Raw genomic sequence first — 15,166 nt, 5'->3', positions numbered from 1 at the left:
ATGGATACCAACACGCAAACCCGCCAGACCATCGTGCGCCTGCTTTCGAGCATGGGCAGCGCGAAGGAGATCGATCAGTACCTGCGCCGCTTCTCGCAGGTCGACGCGAAGAAATTCGCCGTGGTCAAGGTCGGCGGCGCGGTGCTGCGCGACGATCTCGACAACCTCGTCTCCTCGCTCGCCTTCCTGCAGCAGGTCGGCCTGACCCCGATCGTGATCCACGGCGCCGGGCCGCAGCTCGATGCCGAGATGACTGCCGCCGGCATCGTCAAGGAGACCGCGGACGGCCTGCGTGTCACCTCACCCGCGGCGCTCGCGATCGTGCGCCGCGTGTCGCAGGGCGAAAACCTGAAGCTCGTCGAAGCACTGCAGAAAGTCGATGCGCGCGCGACTTCGATCATCGGTGGCGTGTTCGAAGCGGGCTTCCTCAATCCCAACAAATACGGCCTCGTCGGCAAGGTCGATCGCGTCAACCTCGCCGCGATCGAGGCCAGCCTCAATGCCGGATCGATCCCGGTGATCGCGAGCCTCGGCGAAACCGTCGCGGGTCAGATTCTCAACATCAACGCCGACTTCGCCGCCAACGAACTGATCAAGGTGCTGCAGCCTTACAAGATCGTGTTCCTCACCGGTACCGGCGGCCTGCTCGACGACGCCGGCAATGTGATCGATTCGATCAACCTCGCCACCGAATACGAGCACCTCAGTGCACAATCCTGGATCAATGGCGGCATGCGCGTGAAGATCGAACAGATCAAGGACCTGCTCGACAAACTGCCACTGACTTCGTCCGTGTCGATCACCAAGCCCGCGGAACTCGCCAAAGAGCTGTTCACGCACAAGGGCTCGGGCACTTACATCCGCCGCGGCGAGAAAGTGCTGCGCGTGACGGCGTGGGGCCAGCTCGATCTCGCGCGCATGCGCAAGCTGATCGAATCGAGTTTCGCGCCGCGCACGCTTGCGCCGGACTATTTCGAGAAGACCCGGCTGCTGCGCGCCTACGTCAGCGAGAACTACCGCACCGCGGTGATCCTGATCGAGGCCGGCAGGCACATCTATCTCGACAAGTTTGCCGTACTCGACGAAGCACAGGGCGAAGGCCTCGGCCGCGCGGTATGGCAGGTGATGCGCGAAGAGACGCCGTCGCTGTTCTGGCGCTCGCGCCACGGCAACGTCGTCAACCACTTCTATTACTCGGAATCCGACGGCTGCTGCAAACTTCCCGGCTTCAAGGCATTCTGGTACGGCATCGACGACTTCGACGAGATCGCGGCCTGCGTCGACTACTGCCGCATGAAGGCTCCAACCTTGATCGAGCCGGCTGCGGCAGAAACGAGCAAGGAAGCGGCATGAGCGCATCGAACAGAAAGACCATCGGCATCGTCGGTGCGCGCGGCCACACCGGCGCCGAGCTGATCAAGCTGATTGCGCGCCATCCACAGCTCGAACTTGCCTTCGTATCCTCGCGCGAACTCGCCGGAAAGCGACTTGCCGATCACAGCGCCGACTATCACGGCGAGCTGCGCTACGAAAACCTGTCACATGAAGACGTTGCCGCCAGGCATGCGGATGCCGTCGTTCTGGCCTTGCCGAACGGCAAGGCCGAAGCGGTGGTCAAGGCGATCGACGAGGCCCGGTCCGGGTCGACATCAGCCGATCCGGTCATCGTCGATCTCAGCGCCGACTATCGCTTCGACAGCACCTGGTACTACGGTCTTCCCGAACTCACCCGCGATCAATATCGCGGCCAGCGCCGGATCAGCAATCCCGGTTGCTACGCGAGCGCGATGCAGCTCGCGATCGCCCCGCTCAGGGATCTGCTCGCCGGACCGCCGGTCTGCTTCGGCGTCTCCGGCTATTCAGGCGCGGGCACGACGCCGTCGGAAAAAAACGATCCGGAGAAGCTGCGCGACAACCTGATGCCCTACGCGCTCACCGACCACATGCACGAGCGCGAGGTGACGAGGCACCTCGGCATTCCGGTCGAGTTCATGCCGCATGTCGCGCCGCATTTCCGCGGTATCACGATGACGGTGAACCTGTGGCTGACGCAGCCGTTGACGCGCGAAGCGATCAAGACGCGGTATGTGCAAAAATACAAGGACGAAGCGCTGCTCGAAGTGATCGACGATGCGCCCTGGGTCAGCCGTATCGCGAACCAACACGGCGTGCAGATCGGCGGCTTCACCCTAGCGCCGGGCGGCAAGCGCGTAGTCGTCGTCGCCACGCTGGACAACCTGCTCAAGGGCGCGGCGACGCAGGCGATGCAGAACCTCAACCTCGCGCTCGGCTACCCGGAACTGGAAGGCATTTCGTTGGGAGAACGGGATTCGGGACTCGGGGCTCGGGACTTCGGTTAGGAGCCGCCTCTCTCATCGCCCTATTGCACTCATCCACGCCAACTTCTTTGCGGAATGCCGTTCATGTCGAAATCTTCTTCGAGTTCCGAGTCCCGTGCCCCGGATCCCGGCTTGCTTTGGCAAAAGCCCGGCGTCGAAACCGACGCGCGGATCATGCGTTTCCTCGCCGGCGACGACGTGGTGCTCGACCGCGAGTTTTTCCTGCACGACATCGAAGCCAGCCGCGCGCACGTCGAAGGCCTGGCACGGATCGGCGTCGTCACGTCGGGCGAAAGTGACGCGATCGCGCGCGAACTCGACCGGCTCGCGGAAGATTTCAGCAGCGGCGCTTTCGTGCTCGACGCGCAGTACGAAGACGGCCATTCCGCAATCGAAGCGAGGCTGACCGCACGCCTCGGCGAGGCCGGACGCAAGGTGCATGCCGGGCGCAGCCGCAACGACCAGATTCTCGTCGCCACCAGACTGTGGCTCAAGGCCAGGTTGTCCGCGCTGCATGCGTTGTGCATCGACGTCGCCAAGGTCTGCCTCGAGCGCGCTGTGGCAGACGTGCTGCCGATGCCGGGCTACACGCATCTGCAGCGTGCCGTCGTTTCCTCGACCGCGATGTGGTATGCCGGCTATGCCGAAAGTTTCATCGACAATGCGCAACGCGCCCTCGACACGCGCGCGTGGATCGATACCAACCCGCTCGGCACCGCTGCCGGCTACGGCGTCAACCTCGCGCTCGACCGCGAACACACGACGCGGGCACTCGGCTTCGCGCGCATGCAGGTGTCGCCGATCTACGCGCAACTCTCGCGTGGCAAGTTCGAGATGGCCGCGCTCGATGCACTCGGCACCGTCCTGCTCGACCTGCGCCGCCTCGCCTGGGACCTGTCGCTGTTCACCACAGCCGAATTCGGCTTCGTCCACCTGCCGTCGGAGTACACGACCGGCTCGTCGATCATGCCGAACAAGCGCAACCCCGACGTCGTCGAGTTGATGCGCGCGAGCTATGCCAGCGTTGCCGCCGGCCGCACCGAAATCGAGCAGCTTCTGTCGCTGCCCTCGGGCTACCAGCGCGACCTGCAATTCTCCAAGGGCGGCCTCTGTCACGGCTTCACGCGCGGCATGGCCGCGCTGGAACTGTTGCCCGACCTGCTCGCGCGCATGCAATGGAACGCAGCGGCGATGCGCGCGGCGATCGACCCGGCGATGTACGCCACCGACGTCGCCATCGAAGCGGCGGTCGCCGGCGTGCCGTTCCGCGACGCCTACAAACAGGCCGCCGCGGCGGCGGACGAAGCCGGCCGGGGACGCACTCCCGAGCAAAGCCTCGCCGCGCGCACCTCACCGGGCGCAGCCGCGGATCTGTGTTTGGACGAATTGCGCGTGCGCTGGGAGAAACTGAAAAATACCTGATGGAACCGTCATCCCGGTTTTCGCCGGAATGACGAGCAAAGACGAGCGTGGAGAAACGAGTGTCGCAAGGTTTCGCACAACAGCCATTGCCGGCCTGGCGCCGTGCCGTACTCAAGGTCGGCAGCAACCTGCTGACCGCGGGCGGCCAAGAACTGTCGCCGCGGCATGCGCGCGGACTCGCCGATTTCGTCCTCGCCTCGCGCGCACAGCGGCGTGAGGTCGTGATTGTCTCCTCGGGTGCCGTCGCGGCCGGGCGCGCGCGTGCGCGCGAGGACGCGGGCGGACTCGTCGCGCGCCAGGCGCTCGCCGCGCTCGGACAGACGCGCATGGTCGCGCTCTGGCAGGAACTGCTCGGCACTGTGCCCGTGGCGCAAGTACTGCTCGCGCATGACGACCTGCGCAACCGCCGCCGCTACCTCAACGCGCGCAACACGCTGCTCGAATTGCTGCGCCTCGCTGCCGTGCCGGTGATCAACGAGAACGACACGGTCGCGGTCGAGGAATTGAAACTCGGCGATAACGACAACCTCGCCGCGATCGTCGCCGCCCTGGTCGATGCCGACCTGCTGCTGATCGCAAGCGATGTCGACGGACTCTATGACGCGCATCCACTGCTCGATCCGGGTGCGACGCCGGTCGAAGCGGTCGCTGCGGTGACGCCGGAGGTACTGGCGATGGCCGGTGCCGCCGGCAGCGCGCACGGCACCGGCGGCATGATCACCAAGCTGCAGGCCGCGACCAAGGCGGCGAACGCGGGCATCCCGACCGTGCTGTTCAACGGCACGCGTACGGAAACCGTCGCGCTGCTCGGCGCGGACGCATTCCGCGGCACGCGTTTCGCCGCGGCCAGCTCGCGGCTCGCAGCTCGCAAATATTGGCTGCGTCACGCGCCCGGCGCCGACGGCCGCATCCATATCGACGCCGGCGCGGCCCGCGCGCTGGCGGCGGGCAAGTCGCTGTTGCCGGGCGGCATCATCGGCGTCAACGGTGAGTTCGCGCGCGGCGACATCGTCGAGATCGCCTGCGAGGCGACGACGGTCGCGCGCGGGCTGGTTCAGTACAATGCTGGCGAGGTGCGGCGACTCGCCGGAAAACAGTCGCGCGAGATCGAGGCGATCCTCGGATTCAGCTACGGCGACGAGATCCTGCATCGCAACGACCTGGTGGTTTTGAACGAGGGAGCGAGCGCATGAATGCCGCGGCCGAAATGCGCGATGGGCAAGCATCGGCAGATATCCGCACACTGGCGCTGGCCGCACGCGCGGCCGGTACAGTCGCCGCCGCTTTATCCACGGCGGCGAAGCGCGATGTGCTGCATGCCATGGCCGCGGCGCTGGCCGCGCAATCGAGCGACATTCTCGCGGCGAATGCGCGCGATGTGGCGGCGGCACAGGCCAAGGGCCTGGCGGCAGCGATGATCGATCGCCTGCGCCTCGACGAGTCGCGCCTCGACAGCGTCGTCCGCGCGGTGAACGAAATCGCCTGCCTGCCCGATCCGGTCGGCCAGGTCACGCGCCGCGAACAACGCCCGAATGGACTGACCATCGAGCGCGTGCGCATTCCACTCGGCCTGATCGCGATGATCTACGAATCGCGCCCCAACGTGACCGCCGATGCCGCGGCGCTGTGTTTCCATGCCGGCAACGCCGTGCTGCTGCGCGGCGGCTCCGAGGCGATCCACAGCAATCGCGCGATCGCGGCGGCGCTGCATTCGGCCCTGCGCGCGCACGGCCTGCCCGAGGCCACCGTCACCCTGGTCGAGGACCTGAGCCGCGAGACGGTGATGAAGTTGCTGCAGTTGACCGACATCGTCGATCTCGCCATCCCGCGCGGTGGCGTCGGCCTGATCCGCTTCGTCGCCGAACACGCCCGCGTGCCGGTGATCAAGCATTACCAGGGCGTGTGCCATCTCTACGTCGACGCGAGCGCCGATACCAACCTCGCCCTGCGCCTGGCGATCGACGGCAAGACGACGCGACCCTCTGCCTGCAACGCGCTGGAAACGCTGCTTGTGCACAAGGACATCGCAGCCGAATTCCTGCCGCGCGTCGCCCGGGAATTGCGCGCACGCAATGTCGAACTGCGCGGCGACGACACCAGCCGCGCCCTGTTCGCCGACATGAACGCTGCAAGCGAGGACGACTACGCTGCCGAATTCCTCGACCTGATCCTCGCCGTGCGCGTGGTCGACGATCTCGACACGGCGATTGCGCATATCCACCGCTACGGCTCCGACCACACCGAAGTGATCGCGACACGCGATGCGATGGCGGCAGACAAGTTCGTGCACGCGTTGCGCTCGGCCGTCGTTCTCGTCAACGCGTCGTCGCGCTTCTCCGACGGCGGCGAACTCGGTCTCGGCGCCGAGATCGGCATCTCGACCACGCGCCTGCACGCTTACGGCCCGATGGGTGCCGAATCGCTGACGATCGAGCGCTACGTCGTGCGTGGCGACGGCCAGGTGCGGCATGCCGGATCCGCGAATCCATGAAAGCAGCTTTTTGCCACGGATGGCACGGATGAGCACGGATAGAGTAATCGGATCGGTTCCTGTCCTGATCCGTGGAGGTCCGGGCAATCCACGGCCAGATCTCTTTTCGGTTTTTGCATGAGCCAGCCGCTGCAACTTGCCGCCGCCGATCGAGTGTTGGTGATCGCACCGCACCCGGACGACGAATCGATTGCCTGCGGCGGGCTGCTGCTCGCAGCACGCGACGCAGGCGCGGCAGCGCATGTGGTCACGCTCACCGACGGCGACAACAACCCCTGGCCGCAGCGCTGGATCGAGAAGCGTTGGCGCATCGATGCGGTCGCGCGCGCGCGCTGGGGCGCGCGCCGTCGCGAGGAGGCGCAGGCCGCGCTGGATCTGCTCGGCGTCGCCACACAGGCGCGTATTTTTTTCGGCCTTCCCGACGCTGCGCTCACTGCGATCCTGATGCGCGATGCCAACCGGCTGGTCGGCCCGTTGCGCGCGCAGATCGCCGCATTCGCGCCGACCCAGGTCGCGTTCCCGGGACTTGCCGATCGCCACCCCGACCACAGTGCCACGCATATCGCGGCGCGTCTCGCCCTGCTGGCGGAGGATCGCCGCGCGCAGCAACTGACGTATTGCGTCCACGGCGACGCACAGGCACCCGGCACGCACGTCGTCGAGCTCGGCGAGCCGCAGCGCGCCATCAAGCACGCCGCGATCGCCAGCCACCGCACGCAGATGGCGCTGAGCGGCAAGCGCTTCCTCGCCTACGCAACGCCGCACGAGGCTTACGCCGGCGCTGTCGTCGCGTCGCGTGACGAGCACCCGCTGCGTGCCAGCCTGCGCACCGACGGCGCTGTCACATTGCGTGTCGCCAGGCAGAATCTGCACGGCAACGATCGCGTTTCGATCCTGCTCGGCGGCGCACAGGGCACGGCACGCGTCTGCCATTTCCGCCTTGCGCCGTCGCAGCGCGCAGAAGTGATCGATGCTCACGACGACCGTGCCATCACCACGATCGAGTGGCGAGGCGAAGCTGCCGGCTGGACTGCCGAACTGCGCCTGCCCGTCGCCCGCGATCCGGCTATCGGCTTCGCCAGGCTGGCGAGGGCGCAGCGCGGGCTCGTCATCTTCGATCGCTACGGCTGGCAGCCGATCGAACGGGGCTGACGATTCCCGGCGCAGTGCGTTCGTTTAGCGCGCGTTTTGCCGAAGGACCCTGCCGAACACGCGTCGCGCGTGACCGAAAGTCGGCAATTTCTTACGCAAATTTAGGTAAAAATTAACGCTATGGAGCGCTAACTGAACGTAGCTCGGAAACTTCCTGAACGGCATTCTGGGCGACGATTGACAGCGCAAAAGCGCCTGTCATTCTCCGCACCGCGCGATGCGGAAATACACCCGCGCGCATTTCATCAATCAACGGAGACGGCAATGAAAACGTTGTTGGGTTCGGTGGCAATCGGTATCGGAGCGCTGCTGTGCCAGGGCGTCTACGCGCAGGATTCGGCGGGGCATACCGCACTGTGCAAGGACGGTACGTATTTCGACGGCGCAACGCACAAAGGGGCGTGCAGGGGCCATAAAGGCGTGAAGGAGTGGTTGGACAAGACCGCCGCCAAGAGCGACACCAAGGCCGATGCGAAGAGCGCGGATGCGACCGCCACCGAAGACAAGGCGACGAAGAAGCATCATCGCAAGAAGGATGCGGACACGGCAGCGAGCAGCGCAGCAGCCGCTCCTGCGGCAGCGGCACCCGCGGCTGCGACGGCAGCTTCCGCAGCCAAGGACGAGTCGCATGCGAAGCACACGCCGCCGACTCCGGCCAAAGACATCGTGGCCAAGCCCGGTGGCGGCCCCGGCCTGGTCTGGGTCAATGCCGAATCGAAGGTCTACCATTGCCAGGGCGACGAGTGGTACGGCAAGACCAAGCAGGGCTCGTACATGAGCGTTGCCGACGCGGAAAAGGCCGGCGCGCATGCGGCGCACGGCAAGGCTTGCCAGTAAGCGTCTGCAACATCGTTTCGCGGTGATGCAAAAAGGAAAACGCCCGGCTCGCCCGGGCGTTTTTCGTTCAACCTGGTCCCGATCGGATCGGCGACGCCGCATCCGCACCGGGCAGGACGGACGGATCCTAGCGATGGAATTCGCCCATCGCCTCCGGCTGACGCAGAATTTCGAGCACCTTGAGGTTGAGCGTGCGTCCGCCCGGAACCTGCCAGGCGATGGATTGGCCGACGGACAGCCCGAGCAGTGCGCTGCCTACCGGCGCCAAAACAGATACCGACCCGGGGGTGCCCGCGGCGTGTGGGTAGACCAGGACGAGTTCATAGGTGACATTGGTCGCCTCGTCGAGGCAGCGCACGACGGAATTCATCGTCACCACGTTCGGTGGAACCTCGGTCGGCTCGACAACCCTGGCGCGATCCAGTTCCCGACGCAACGCATCCAAGCCGGGGAGACCGGCGTACTTGCCCGAATCCAGAAGATCGTTCAGGCGCCCCAGGTCGAGGCTGGAGACGGTGATAGATGGGGCGCTGGTCATGTATTTCTCCTCGGCAGCGACAGAAACAAGGCATTGGAAGCAAGGACAAAATGAAAAAAGCCACCGCTGGCGGTGGCTTTTTGATTCTATCAGTGGTCGGGGTGAGAGGATTCGAACCTCCGACTTCTACCTCCCGAAAGTAGCGCTCTACCAGGCTGAGCTACACCCCGACTCGGATGTCTCGCCGTCCGTACGGGATAGCGCGTTGAATGCGCTGCGACAGCGAGCCGCGCATGATAATGGCCACCAGCCCGGCTTGCAACCTCTCATCGCCGAAACGGGGCCTATTCGACCGGAACCACGGTGACTTTCACACGCATGCGATCGCCCGGGTCGAATGGCAGTCGCGCCATGTAGATTTCGCCCTTGTAGCGATACTCGACGTCGTAGCCGACGATGCGCCGTTCCGGCTGCGATGAACCGCGGATCGGACGCGTGTCGCGACAGTCGCGCAACGATGCGCTGACCGCGTCACGCTCGGCGTCGGCCTGTCGGGCATTGATCTGCTGATCCTGTGCGGCAGCAGCGATGCGGTTGCCGGCGACCCCGCCCGCAACCGCGCCGGCGGCGGTCGCGGCCTTGTTGCCGTCGCCGCGACCGAAGGCGTGGCCGATAACGCCGCCAATCAGCGCACCGATGACCGTGCCTGCCACGCGGTTGTCGGCCAGCTCATCGTGTGCGGGTGGAGGAGGCGCAGTATCGGTGCATTCGGGCCGGGAAGACCCAGCCTCCCCGTCCTGCGCCGCGGCTTCAGGCATGGCTTCGTAGACGGGATCCACGCGCAGTACATCGGCCCAACCGTAACGGGTCGACTCCGCCGCAATCGGCGGCGGATGCGTGACGGCGTGATCCTGCGCGCGGCAGAAATCCGCAGCCAGCAGCATGCTCGCGATGAGAATGCCGGATAGCTTCATGATTGTGACGACTCCAAACGGCGCGGCCCGACACTCGCGCCCGCGATGGCGAACCCGCGCAACCACAGCGGGAGAGCGGCACCGGTTCCCCCCGATGTTCGCGCGCGCTGCGTTGAACTGGTCGACATTACAGCATGAGCAGGCTGAATGCGGACTAAGGAAAAACGATGGAAATTCCGCTGCGAAACAGCGCCAGGCCAAGGGCTTAGCAGAATTTTCGAACTTGAATGCGAGGCCGTTGCGCTACAATCCGAGGATGAAACTGCGTCTGCACAATTCCCTGACCCGCCGCGTCGAAGATTTCGTTCCGCTCGATCCGCAACGCGTGACCATGTACGTCTGCGGACCGACCGTCTACAACTACGTGCACATCGGCAACGCGCGCCCCTACGTCGTGTTCGGCCTGCTCGCACGCCTGCTGCGCCGGCTGTATCCGAAACTTGTCTACGCGCGCAACATCACCGACGTCGACGACAAGATCAACACGGCCGCAGCGGCCGCCGGCGTACCGATCGCGACGATCACCGACCGTTACGCCGCCGATTTCCGTGCCGACATGGCCAAACTCGGCGTCGATGCACCCGACGTGGAACCGCATGCGACAGCGCATATCCCGCAGATCATCGCAATGATCGAGCGCCTGATCGCGGGCGGCCACGCCTATGCGGCCGAGGGCCACGCGCTGTTCGACGTCGCCTCGTTTGCCGACTACGGCAAACTCTCGGGCCGATCGACTGACGAGATGATCGCCGGCGCGCGCGTCGAAGTCGCGCCGTACAAAAAAAACCCGGCCGACTTCGTGCTGTGGAAACCCTCGACACCCGATCTGCCTGGCTGGGACAGCCCCTGGGGCCGCGGCCGCCCGGGTTGGCACATCGAATGCTCGGCGATGAGCGAGGCGCATCTCGGCGAGACCATCGACATCCACGCGGGCGGCAACGACCTGCTGTTCCCGCACCACGAAAACGAGGTCGCGCAATCGACCTGCGCGCACAGCGGCAGGATCTTCGCGCGCTATTGGTTGCACAACGGCATGCTCAGCCTCGAAGGCCGCAAGATGTCGAAGTCGCTCGGCAATACCTACAAGCTGCACGAGCTGCTCGAACAATACCCGGTCGAGCTGCTGCGCTACATGCTGATGAAGGCGCACTACCGCCAGCCGCTGGACTGGTCGGCCGCGGCGCTGGAACAGGCGCGGCGCACGCTCGACGGCTTGTACACGACCCTGCGCGACCTCGCAGACGTGCCCGCAAACCCGGCCGGCGACTTGCCGGAGGAGTTTCTTGCCGCACTCTGCGACGACCTCAACACACCGGAGGCGCTGGCCGTGCTGTCGCGTCTCGCCGATGCGACACGTAAGGCCGCTGATCCGCAGGCACAGGCCGAAGCGAAGTCAGCGCTACTCGGCGCGGGCGCGTTTCTTGGCCTGTTGCAGGTCGATCCGGAAGCCTGGTTCCGGGGCGCAACGACATCCTTTGCTCCGCAAGCCTTGCAAGTAGCGTTTTCTTTGGTCGGCGCGGAACTGAGGGAACTCGAAGGCGATGAATTGATCAACGGATTGGTCGAGGAACGTCAGCAAGCAAAACTACGCAAAGATTTCAAAAAAGCAGACGAACTTCGCGCAGCGCTCGCAAATCTCGGCATCGTCGTCGAAGATACACCGCAAGGCCCGCGCTGGAAGCGCGCGAGCGCCGCCCCGGTGGCCGCCTGAGGCCGCCACGATGACAGCCCAACCGCACATCCGCCTCCCCGCCGAGGCCAGCGCGCAGGCCGCGCAGGACGCGATCGTCGAGGAGTTCGCCTTCTTCGGCGACTGGACCGAGCGCTACCAGTATCTGATCGACCTCGGCCGCAAGCTGCCGTCGTTCCCCGACACGCTGAAAACCGAGGAACACAAGGTGCAAGGCTGCCAGTCGCAGGTCTGGCTTGTCGCCAAGGGCGACGGGCAGCGCATGGAGTTCGAGGCAATCAGCGACTCGGCCATCGTTTCCGGCCTGGTCGCGCTGTTGCTGCGCGTCTACTCGGGCCGCCCGGCACAGGAAATCCTCGACACCGAGCCGCGCTACATCGAAGCGATCGGCCTCGCCAGACATCTCTCGCCGACGCGCAGCAATGGCCTCGCCGCGATGCTGCAGACGATCAAGCACTACGCCCAATCGGCGCTGGCGGCGGCCTGAGCCTGCCCGGCGACGCGCCGAACGCGCATCAACGCAAACGTGCGAACAACAGCGCGATGTAGACCAGGAATGTCAGCAAACTGGTCACACTCATCGCCTTGTGGAACCAGTCGCGCTTCGTGATCGCGGCGGCGACCGCGATCGATATCCAGCCCAGGTGAAAGGCCACGTCGACCCGGTCGTCGGGCAGATGGCCTTCGAGAAAAATCGGCTTCGCCAGGCTGATGAGCAGGGTGACGACGAACAGCGAGAAGAATATCCGCTGATGAGCGAAGTAGTGCTTGCGCAGATCGATCGCCTCCTCGCCGAAAAAGTCCGGCAACACGAGCGCAGCGAGCAGATACAGGGAGGTGGTCTGCGTGACCACGAGCGCAAACAGCGGAAAGGTCCAGGTCCGCACCTCGCGCAGTTCGAAAAACGCCCACCATACCTGCACATCGACCAGGAAAAGAAATACCGCGAAAGCAAATGTCGGCCAATACGGAATGACACGCGCGCGCGACAGCACCATCCCGCGAACACCCTTGAGTATCTGGGTGATGGCGAGACCGAGGATGATCGAGGTCAGAACGGAGAGGTAGTTGAACGCATCCATCGCCATTCGCTCACCGATGAGGAGCGCTCAACCCTCTCGCCGTCGTGCAGCCGACGGCGATGCGAATGTCCAAGAAACGGATGGTCGAGGAAATCCTCAATCGCCCATCTGCTTCTGGCGATGCTCCCAACGTTCCTGCGCATCAAGCGACAAGGTCGCGATCGGACGCGCTTCGAGACGCTCGATGCCGATCTCCTCGTCGGTCTCCTCGCAGTAGCCGTAGCGGCCTTCCTCGATGCGCTTGAGCGCCTTGTCGATCTTGCCGATCAGCTTGCGGTAGCGGTCGCGCGTGCGCAGTTCGAGCGAATTCTCGGTCTCGCGCGTGGCACGCTCGGCCTCGTCGCCGACATCGCGTACTTCGTCGCGCAGGTTGTCGATGGTCTGCTTGGATTCCTCGACGAGATCCTCGCGCCATTTCTGCAGCTTCGCACGGAAATAGGCGAGATGGCGCGGGCCCATGTACTCCTCTTTGGCCGAGGGGCGATAGTTCGCGGGCAGATCAATGTTGACGGTGTTGGGGAGCGCGTAACGTCCGTCTTCGCGCGTGACGGTATCTGGGATGGGTGCTACTGCGGACATTTTGCCTTTCGTGGACGTTGCTTGTTTCTGGGGTGCCGGCTTTTTCACGGCCGCCGGCCTGGATGAATGCGACGGCTCCGGCTTGAGCGTACGTGCGGGTTTCGCGACGGCCTTCTTCGGTGCCGGTTTCTTCGCTGCGACGAGTTTCCTGGCCGGACGTTGCGGCTTGACGACAGCTTTGGAACGCACGGCCTTGGCGGCAGCCTTTTTCGCGGGTGCGGCCTTCCTGGCAGCCGGTTTCTTCACCGCCTTCGCCGGCTTTTTGGCCGAAACTTTCTTCGGCGCCGGCTTTTTCGCAGCGCCGGCCTTGGCCGTTCCCGATTTTTTCTTGGCGGGACTTGCTGGTTTACGCTTCGATGTCGCCATAATCCTTTCCCGTTGTCGCTCGGCGGTCGCGTGTTATAGCCCAATCGCCCGCGCACGGCAACCATTACCCATGCTGCGCCGTGCCTTGATCCGGGCGGCGATCGAAGAACCCTGATGGCCCGACTGTTGCTGACCCTGATCGCCCTGTACCAGCGCTTGCTCAGTCCGCTGCTGGGTTCGCGCTGCCGGTTTCACCCCAATTGCTCCGAATACGCACGCGTTGCGGTCGCGCGCTTCGGCGCGGCGCGCGGCGGTGTGCTCGCAATCTGGCGCATCCTGCGCTGCCAGCCGTTCAGCGACGGCGGTATCGACGAGGTGCCGCAAACCTTTACACTTCGTCGCAGCCGCTGAACGGGATCTTTGCGCCATGAATGATGTCCTGATCGTCAACGCCGATATCGTCAACGATGGCCGCCGCTTTGCCGGCGACGTGCGCGTTCGCGGTGGACGCATCGAAGCGATCGACAGTCGGCTCGCCGCGCAGGCGAACGAGCGCGTGTTCGATGCGCGCGGGCGCCTGCTCCTGCCCGGCATGATCGACGACCAGGTGCATTTCCGCGAACCGGGCCTCGAGCACAAAGGCGATTTCTTCACCGAGTCGCGCGCCGCGGTCGCCGGCGGCGTCACCAGCTTCATGGAGATGCCCAACTCGAAGCCGACGACGACGAATCGCGAAGCACTCGAAGACAAATACGCCCGTGCGTCGAAGAAATCGCTGGCCAACCACGCGTTCTATCTCGGCGCCACCAACGACAACCTCGCCGAAATCCAGCGCCTCGACCCGAAAACGGCCTGCGGCATCAAGATTTTCATGGGCGCCTCGACCGGCAACATGCTGGTCGACAACCCGGCGACGCTCGATGCGATCTTCCGCGACGCGCCGACCCTGATCGCGACGCATTGCGAGGACACGCCGATGATCGACGCCAATCTCGCCGCCGCGCGAGCAAAATACGGCGACGCGATCCCGATCGGCGAACATCCGTTCATCCGTTCGCGCGAGGCGTGCATCAAGTCGACGCGGCTGGCGATGGAACTCGCGCGCCGCCACGATTCACGCCTGCATGTGCTGCACGTCACCACCGCCGAAGAACTCGAATTGTTTGCGCCCGGCCCGGCCGACGGCAAGCGCATCACCGCCGAGACCTGCGTGCATTTCCTCCAGTTCAGCAACGCGGACTACGCGACCAAGGGCAACCTGATCAAGTGCAACCCGGCGGTCAAGCTGCCGTCCGATCGTGCGGCAATCATCAAGGCGATCAACGACGGCCGCATCGACATCCTCGCCACCGACCACGCGCCGCACACCTGGGACGAAAAGCAGCAGAGCTACGAGAAGGCGCCGTCCGGGCTGCCGCTCGTGCAATCGGTGCTGCAATGCGCGCTCGAGCGCTGGTTCGATGGCCAGATTCCGCTCGAGTTGATCGTGGAAAAGACCGCACATGCGCCGGCGCGGCTGTACAACGTGCACGGGCGCGGCTACATCCGCGAAGGGTATTGGGCCGACCTCGTTATGATCGATGCGCAAATGCCGCACACCGTGACGCGCGAAGAAACCCTGTCGAAATGCGGCTGGTCGCCGTTCGAAGGCACCACGTTCCGTTCGACCGTAGCCGCAACCTGGGTCAACGGTCATCTCGCCTGGCACGATGGCAAGCTCGATGACGCGCAGCTGGGCAAGCGCCTGGAGTTCGAACGATGAGTATTTTGTCATTCCGGCGGAAGCCGGAATCCAGTGTCTTTGCTTGTTGGCGCG

At 64.7% G+C, this 15,166-nt stretch carries 15 protein-coding genes, 1 tRNA gene and 1 pseudogene; 12 read left to right on the top strand and 5 right to left on the bottom strand.

Annotated features, from left to right (window positions below):
- From AC16HO_RS02275 to AC16HO_RS02245, 7 genes are all read left to right on the top strand, one after another.
- Positions 1-1,353 (top strand): acetylglutamate kinase, encoded by a 1,353-nt coding sequence (locus tag AC16HO_RS02275; protein ID WP_395642508.1) that lies wholly within the window; start codon positions 1-3, stop codon positions 1,351-1,353.
- On the top strand, positions 1,350-2,360 hold the full coding sequence (gene argC / locus AC16HO_RS02270; protein ID WP_395642509.1) for an N-acetyl-gamma-glutamyl-phosphate reductase: 1,011 nt from the start codon (positions 1,350-1,352) through the stop codon (positions 2,358-2,360). Before AC16HO_RS02275 ends, argC begins: the two co-directional genes overlap by 4 nt.
- 63 nt (positions 2,361-2,423) lie before the next feature.
- A complete protein-coding gene (gene argH, locus AC16HO_RS02265; RefSeq protein WP_395642510.1) occupies positions 2,424-3,761 on the top strand; it encodes an argininosuccinate lyase in 1,338 nt (445 codons plus the stop codon).
- Positions 3,762-3,820: 59 nt separating this feature from the next.
- Positions 3,821-4,954: a glutamate 5-kinase gene (proB, locus tag AC16HO_RS02260; protein ID WP_395642511.1), complete on the top strand. Its 1,134-nt coding sequence runs from the start codon at positions 3,821-3,823 to the stop codon at positions 4,952-4,954.
- Entirely contained in the window at positions 4,951-6,252 is a 1,302-nt protein-coding gene (locus AC16HO_RS02255; RefSeq protein ID WP_395642512.1) for a glutamate-5-semialdehyde dehydrogenase, read from the top strand. The genes proB and AC16HO_RS02255 overlap by 4 nt, the downstream gene beginning before the upstream one ends.
- A gap of 117 nt (positions 6,253-6,369) precedes the next feature.
- Positions 6,370-7,404 (top strand): PIG-L deacetylase family protein, encoded by a 1,035-nt coding sequence (locus tag AC16HO_RS02250; protein ID WP_395642513.1) that lies wholly within the window; start codon positions 6,370-6,372, stop codon positions 7,402-7,404.
- Between the two features lie 264 nt (positions 7,405-7,668).
- Positions 7,669-8,241, top strand: coding sequence for a hypothetical protein (locus tag AC16HO_RS02245; RefSeq protein WP_395642514.1), 573 nt, complete (start codon positions 7,669-7,671; stop codon positions 8,239-8,241).
- 127 nt (positions 8,242-8,368) lie between these two features.
- Here the strand turns inward: AC16HO_RS02245 and rnk are convergent, their stop codons facing one another.
- From rnk to AC16HO_RS02230, 3 genes are all read right to left on the bottom strand, one after another.
- The gene (rnk, locus tag AC16HO_RS02240) at positions 8,369-8,779 is read right to left on the bottom strand and encodes a nucleoside diphosphate kinase regulator (protein WP_395642515.1); all 411 of its coding nucleotides are present in this window, start codon (positions 8,777-8,779) and stop codon (positions 8,369-8,371) included.
- A gap of 93 nt (positions 8,780-8,872) precedes the next feature.
- A tRNA-Pro gene (locus AC16HO_RS02235) sits at positions 8,873-8,949 on the bottom strand.
- 114 nt (positions 8,950-9,063) lie between these two features.
- A complete protein-coding gene (locus AC16HO_RS02230) occupies positions 9,064-9,693 on the bottom strand; it encodes a glycine zipper 2TM domain-containing protein (RefSeq protein WP_395642516.1) in 630 nt (209 codons plus the stop codon).
- Between the two features lie 256 nt (positions 9,694-9,949).
- On the opposite strand from AC16HO_RS02230, the gene cysS reads away from it, so the two are divergent.
- Positions 9,950-11,404 (top strand): cysteine--tRNA ligase, encoded by a 1,455-nt coding sequence (gene cysS / locus AC16HO_RS02225; RefSeq protein WP_395642517.1) that lies wholly within the window; start codon positions 9,950-9,952, stop codon positions 11,402-11,404.
- A 10-nt stretch (positions 11,405-11,414) separates the two neighbouring features.
- Positions 11,415-11,870, top strand: coding sequence for a SufE family protein (locus tag AC16HO_RS02220; protein WP_395642518.1), 456 nt, complete (start codon positions 11,415-11,417; stop codon positions 11,868-11,870).
- A 28-nt stretch (positions 11,871-11,898) separates the two neighbouring features.
- Here the strand turns inward: AC16HO_RS02220 and AC16HO_RS02215 are convergent, their stop codons facing one another.
- Positions 11,899-12,465 (bottom strand): hypothetical protein, encoded by a 567-nt coding sequence (locus AC16HO_RS02215; protein ID WP_395642519.1) that lies wholly within the window; start codon positions 12,463-12,465, stop codon positions 11,899-11,901.
- 96 nt (positions 12,466-12,561) lie between these two features.
- Positions 12,562-12,963, bottom strand: a pseudogene (gene dksA / locus AC16HO_RS02210) (RNA polymerase-binding protein DksA); the annotation flags it as partial.
- A gap of 61 nt (positions 12,964-13,024) precedes the next feature.
- On the opposite strand from dksA, the gene AC16HO_RS02205 reads away from it, so the two are divergent.
- The 3 genes from AC16HO_RS02205 to AC16HO_RS02195 are packed head-to-tail and all read left to right on the top strand — an operon-like array spanning position 13,025 to position 15,112.
- Positions 13,025-13,525: a hypothetical protein gene (locus AC16HO_RS02205; protein WP_395642521.1), complete on the top strand. Its 501-nt coding sequence runs from the start codon at positions 13,025-13,027 to the stop codon at positions 13,523-13,525.
- Complete coding sequence (gene yidD / locus AC16HO_RS02200) at positions 13,525-13,761, top strand: membrane protein insertion efficiency factor YidD (RefSeq protein WP_395642522.1); 237 nt, start codon at positions 13,525-13,527, stop codon at positions 13,759-13,761. Before AC16HO_RS02205 ends, yidD begins: the two co-directional genes overlap by 1 nt.
- A 16-nt stretch (positions 13,762-13,777) precedes the next feature.
- Positions 13,778-15,112, top strand: a complete 1,335-nt coding sequence (locus AC16HO_RS02195) for a dihydroorotase (RefSeq protein WP_395642523.1) — start codon at positions 13,778-13,780, stop codon at positions 15,110-15,112.
- Positions 15,113-15,166: the final 54 nt, after the last annotated feature.

It is taken from the genome of Rudaea sp., from assembly GCF_057139185.1.
The sequence above is the reverse complement of the archived record's forward strand: the minus strand, read 5'-3'. Positions and strand labels throughout refer to the sequence as shown.

What these genes read in the sequence shown, in the direction of transcription:
- AC16HO_RS02275 (WP_395642508.1), top strand. Translation starts at nt 1, where the DNA reads ATGGATACCAACACGCAAACCCGCCAGACCATCGTGCGCCTGCTTTCG.
- argC (WP_395642509.1), top strand. Translation starts at nt 1,350, where the DNA reads ATGAGCGCATCGAACAGAAAGACCATCGGCATCGTCGGTGCGCGCGGC.
- argH (WP_395642510.1), top strand. Translation starts at nt 2,424, where the DNA reads ATGTCGAAATCTTCTTCGAGTTCCGAGTCCCGTGCCCCGGATCCCGGC.
- AC16HO_RS02255 (WP_395642512.1), top strand. Translation starts at nt 4,951, where the DNA reads ATGAATGCCGCGGCCGAAATGCGCGATGGGCAAGCATCGGCAGATATC.
- AC16HO_RS02250 (WP_395642513.1), top strand. Translation starts at nt 6,370, where the DNA reads ATGAGCCAGCCGCTGCAACTTGCCGCCGCCGATCGAGTGTTGGTGATC.
- AC16HO_RS02245 (WP_395642514.1), top strand. Translation starts at nt 7,669, where the DNA reads ATGAAAACGTTGTTGGGTTCGGTGGCAATCGGTATCGGAGCGCTGCTG.
- rnk (WP_395642515.1), bottom strand. Translation starts at nt 8,779, where the DNA reads ATGACCAGCGCCCCATCTATCACCGTCTCCAGCCTCGACCTGGGGCGC.
- AC16HO_RS02230 (WP_395642516.1), bottom strand. Translation starts at nt 9,693, where the DNA reads ATGAAGCTATCCGGCATTCTCATCGCGAGCATGCTGCTGGCTGCGGAT.
- cysS (WP_395642517.1), top strand. Translation starts at nt 9,950, where the DNA reads ATGAAACTGCGTCTGCACAATTCCCTGACCCGCCGCGTCGAAGATTTC.
- AC16HO_RS02220 (WP_395642518.1), top strand. Translation starts at nt 11,415, where the DNA reads ATGACAGCCCAACCGCACATCCGCCTCCCCGCCGAGGCCAGCGCGCAG.
- AC16HO_RS02215 (WP_395642519.1), bottom strand. Translation starts at nt 12,465, where the DNA reads ATGGATGCGTTCAACTACCTCTCCGTTCTGACCTCGATCATCCTCGGT.
- AC16HO_RS02205 (WP_395642521.1), top strand. Translation starts at nt 13,025, where the DNA reads ATGGGTGCTACTGCGGACATTTTGCCTTTCGTGGACGTTGCTTGTTTC.
- yidD (WP_395642522.1), top strand. Translation starts at nt 13,525, where the DNA reads ATGGCCCGACTGTTGCTGACCCTGATCGCCCTGTACCAGCGCTTGCTC.
- AC16HO_RS02195 (WP_395642523.1), top strand. Translation starts at nt 13,778, where the DNA reads ATGAATGATGTCCTGATCGTCAACGCCGATATCGTCAACGATGGCCGC.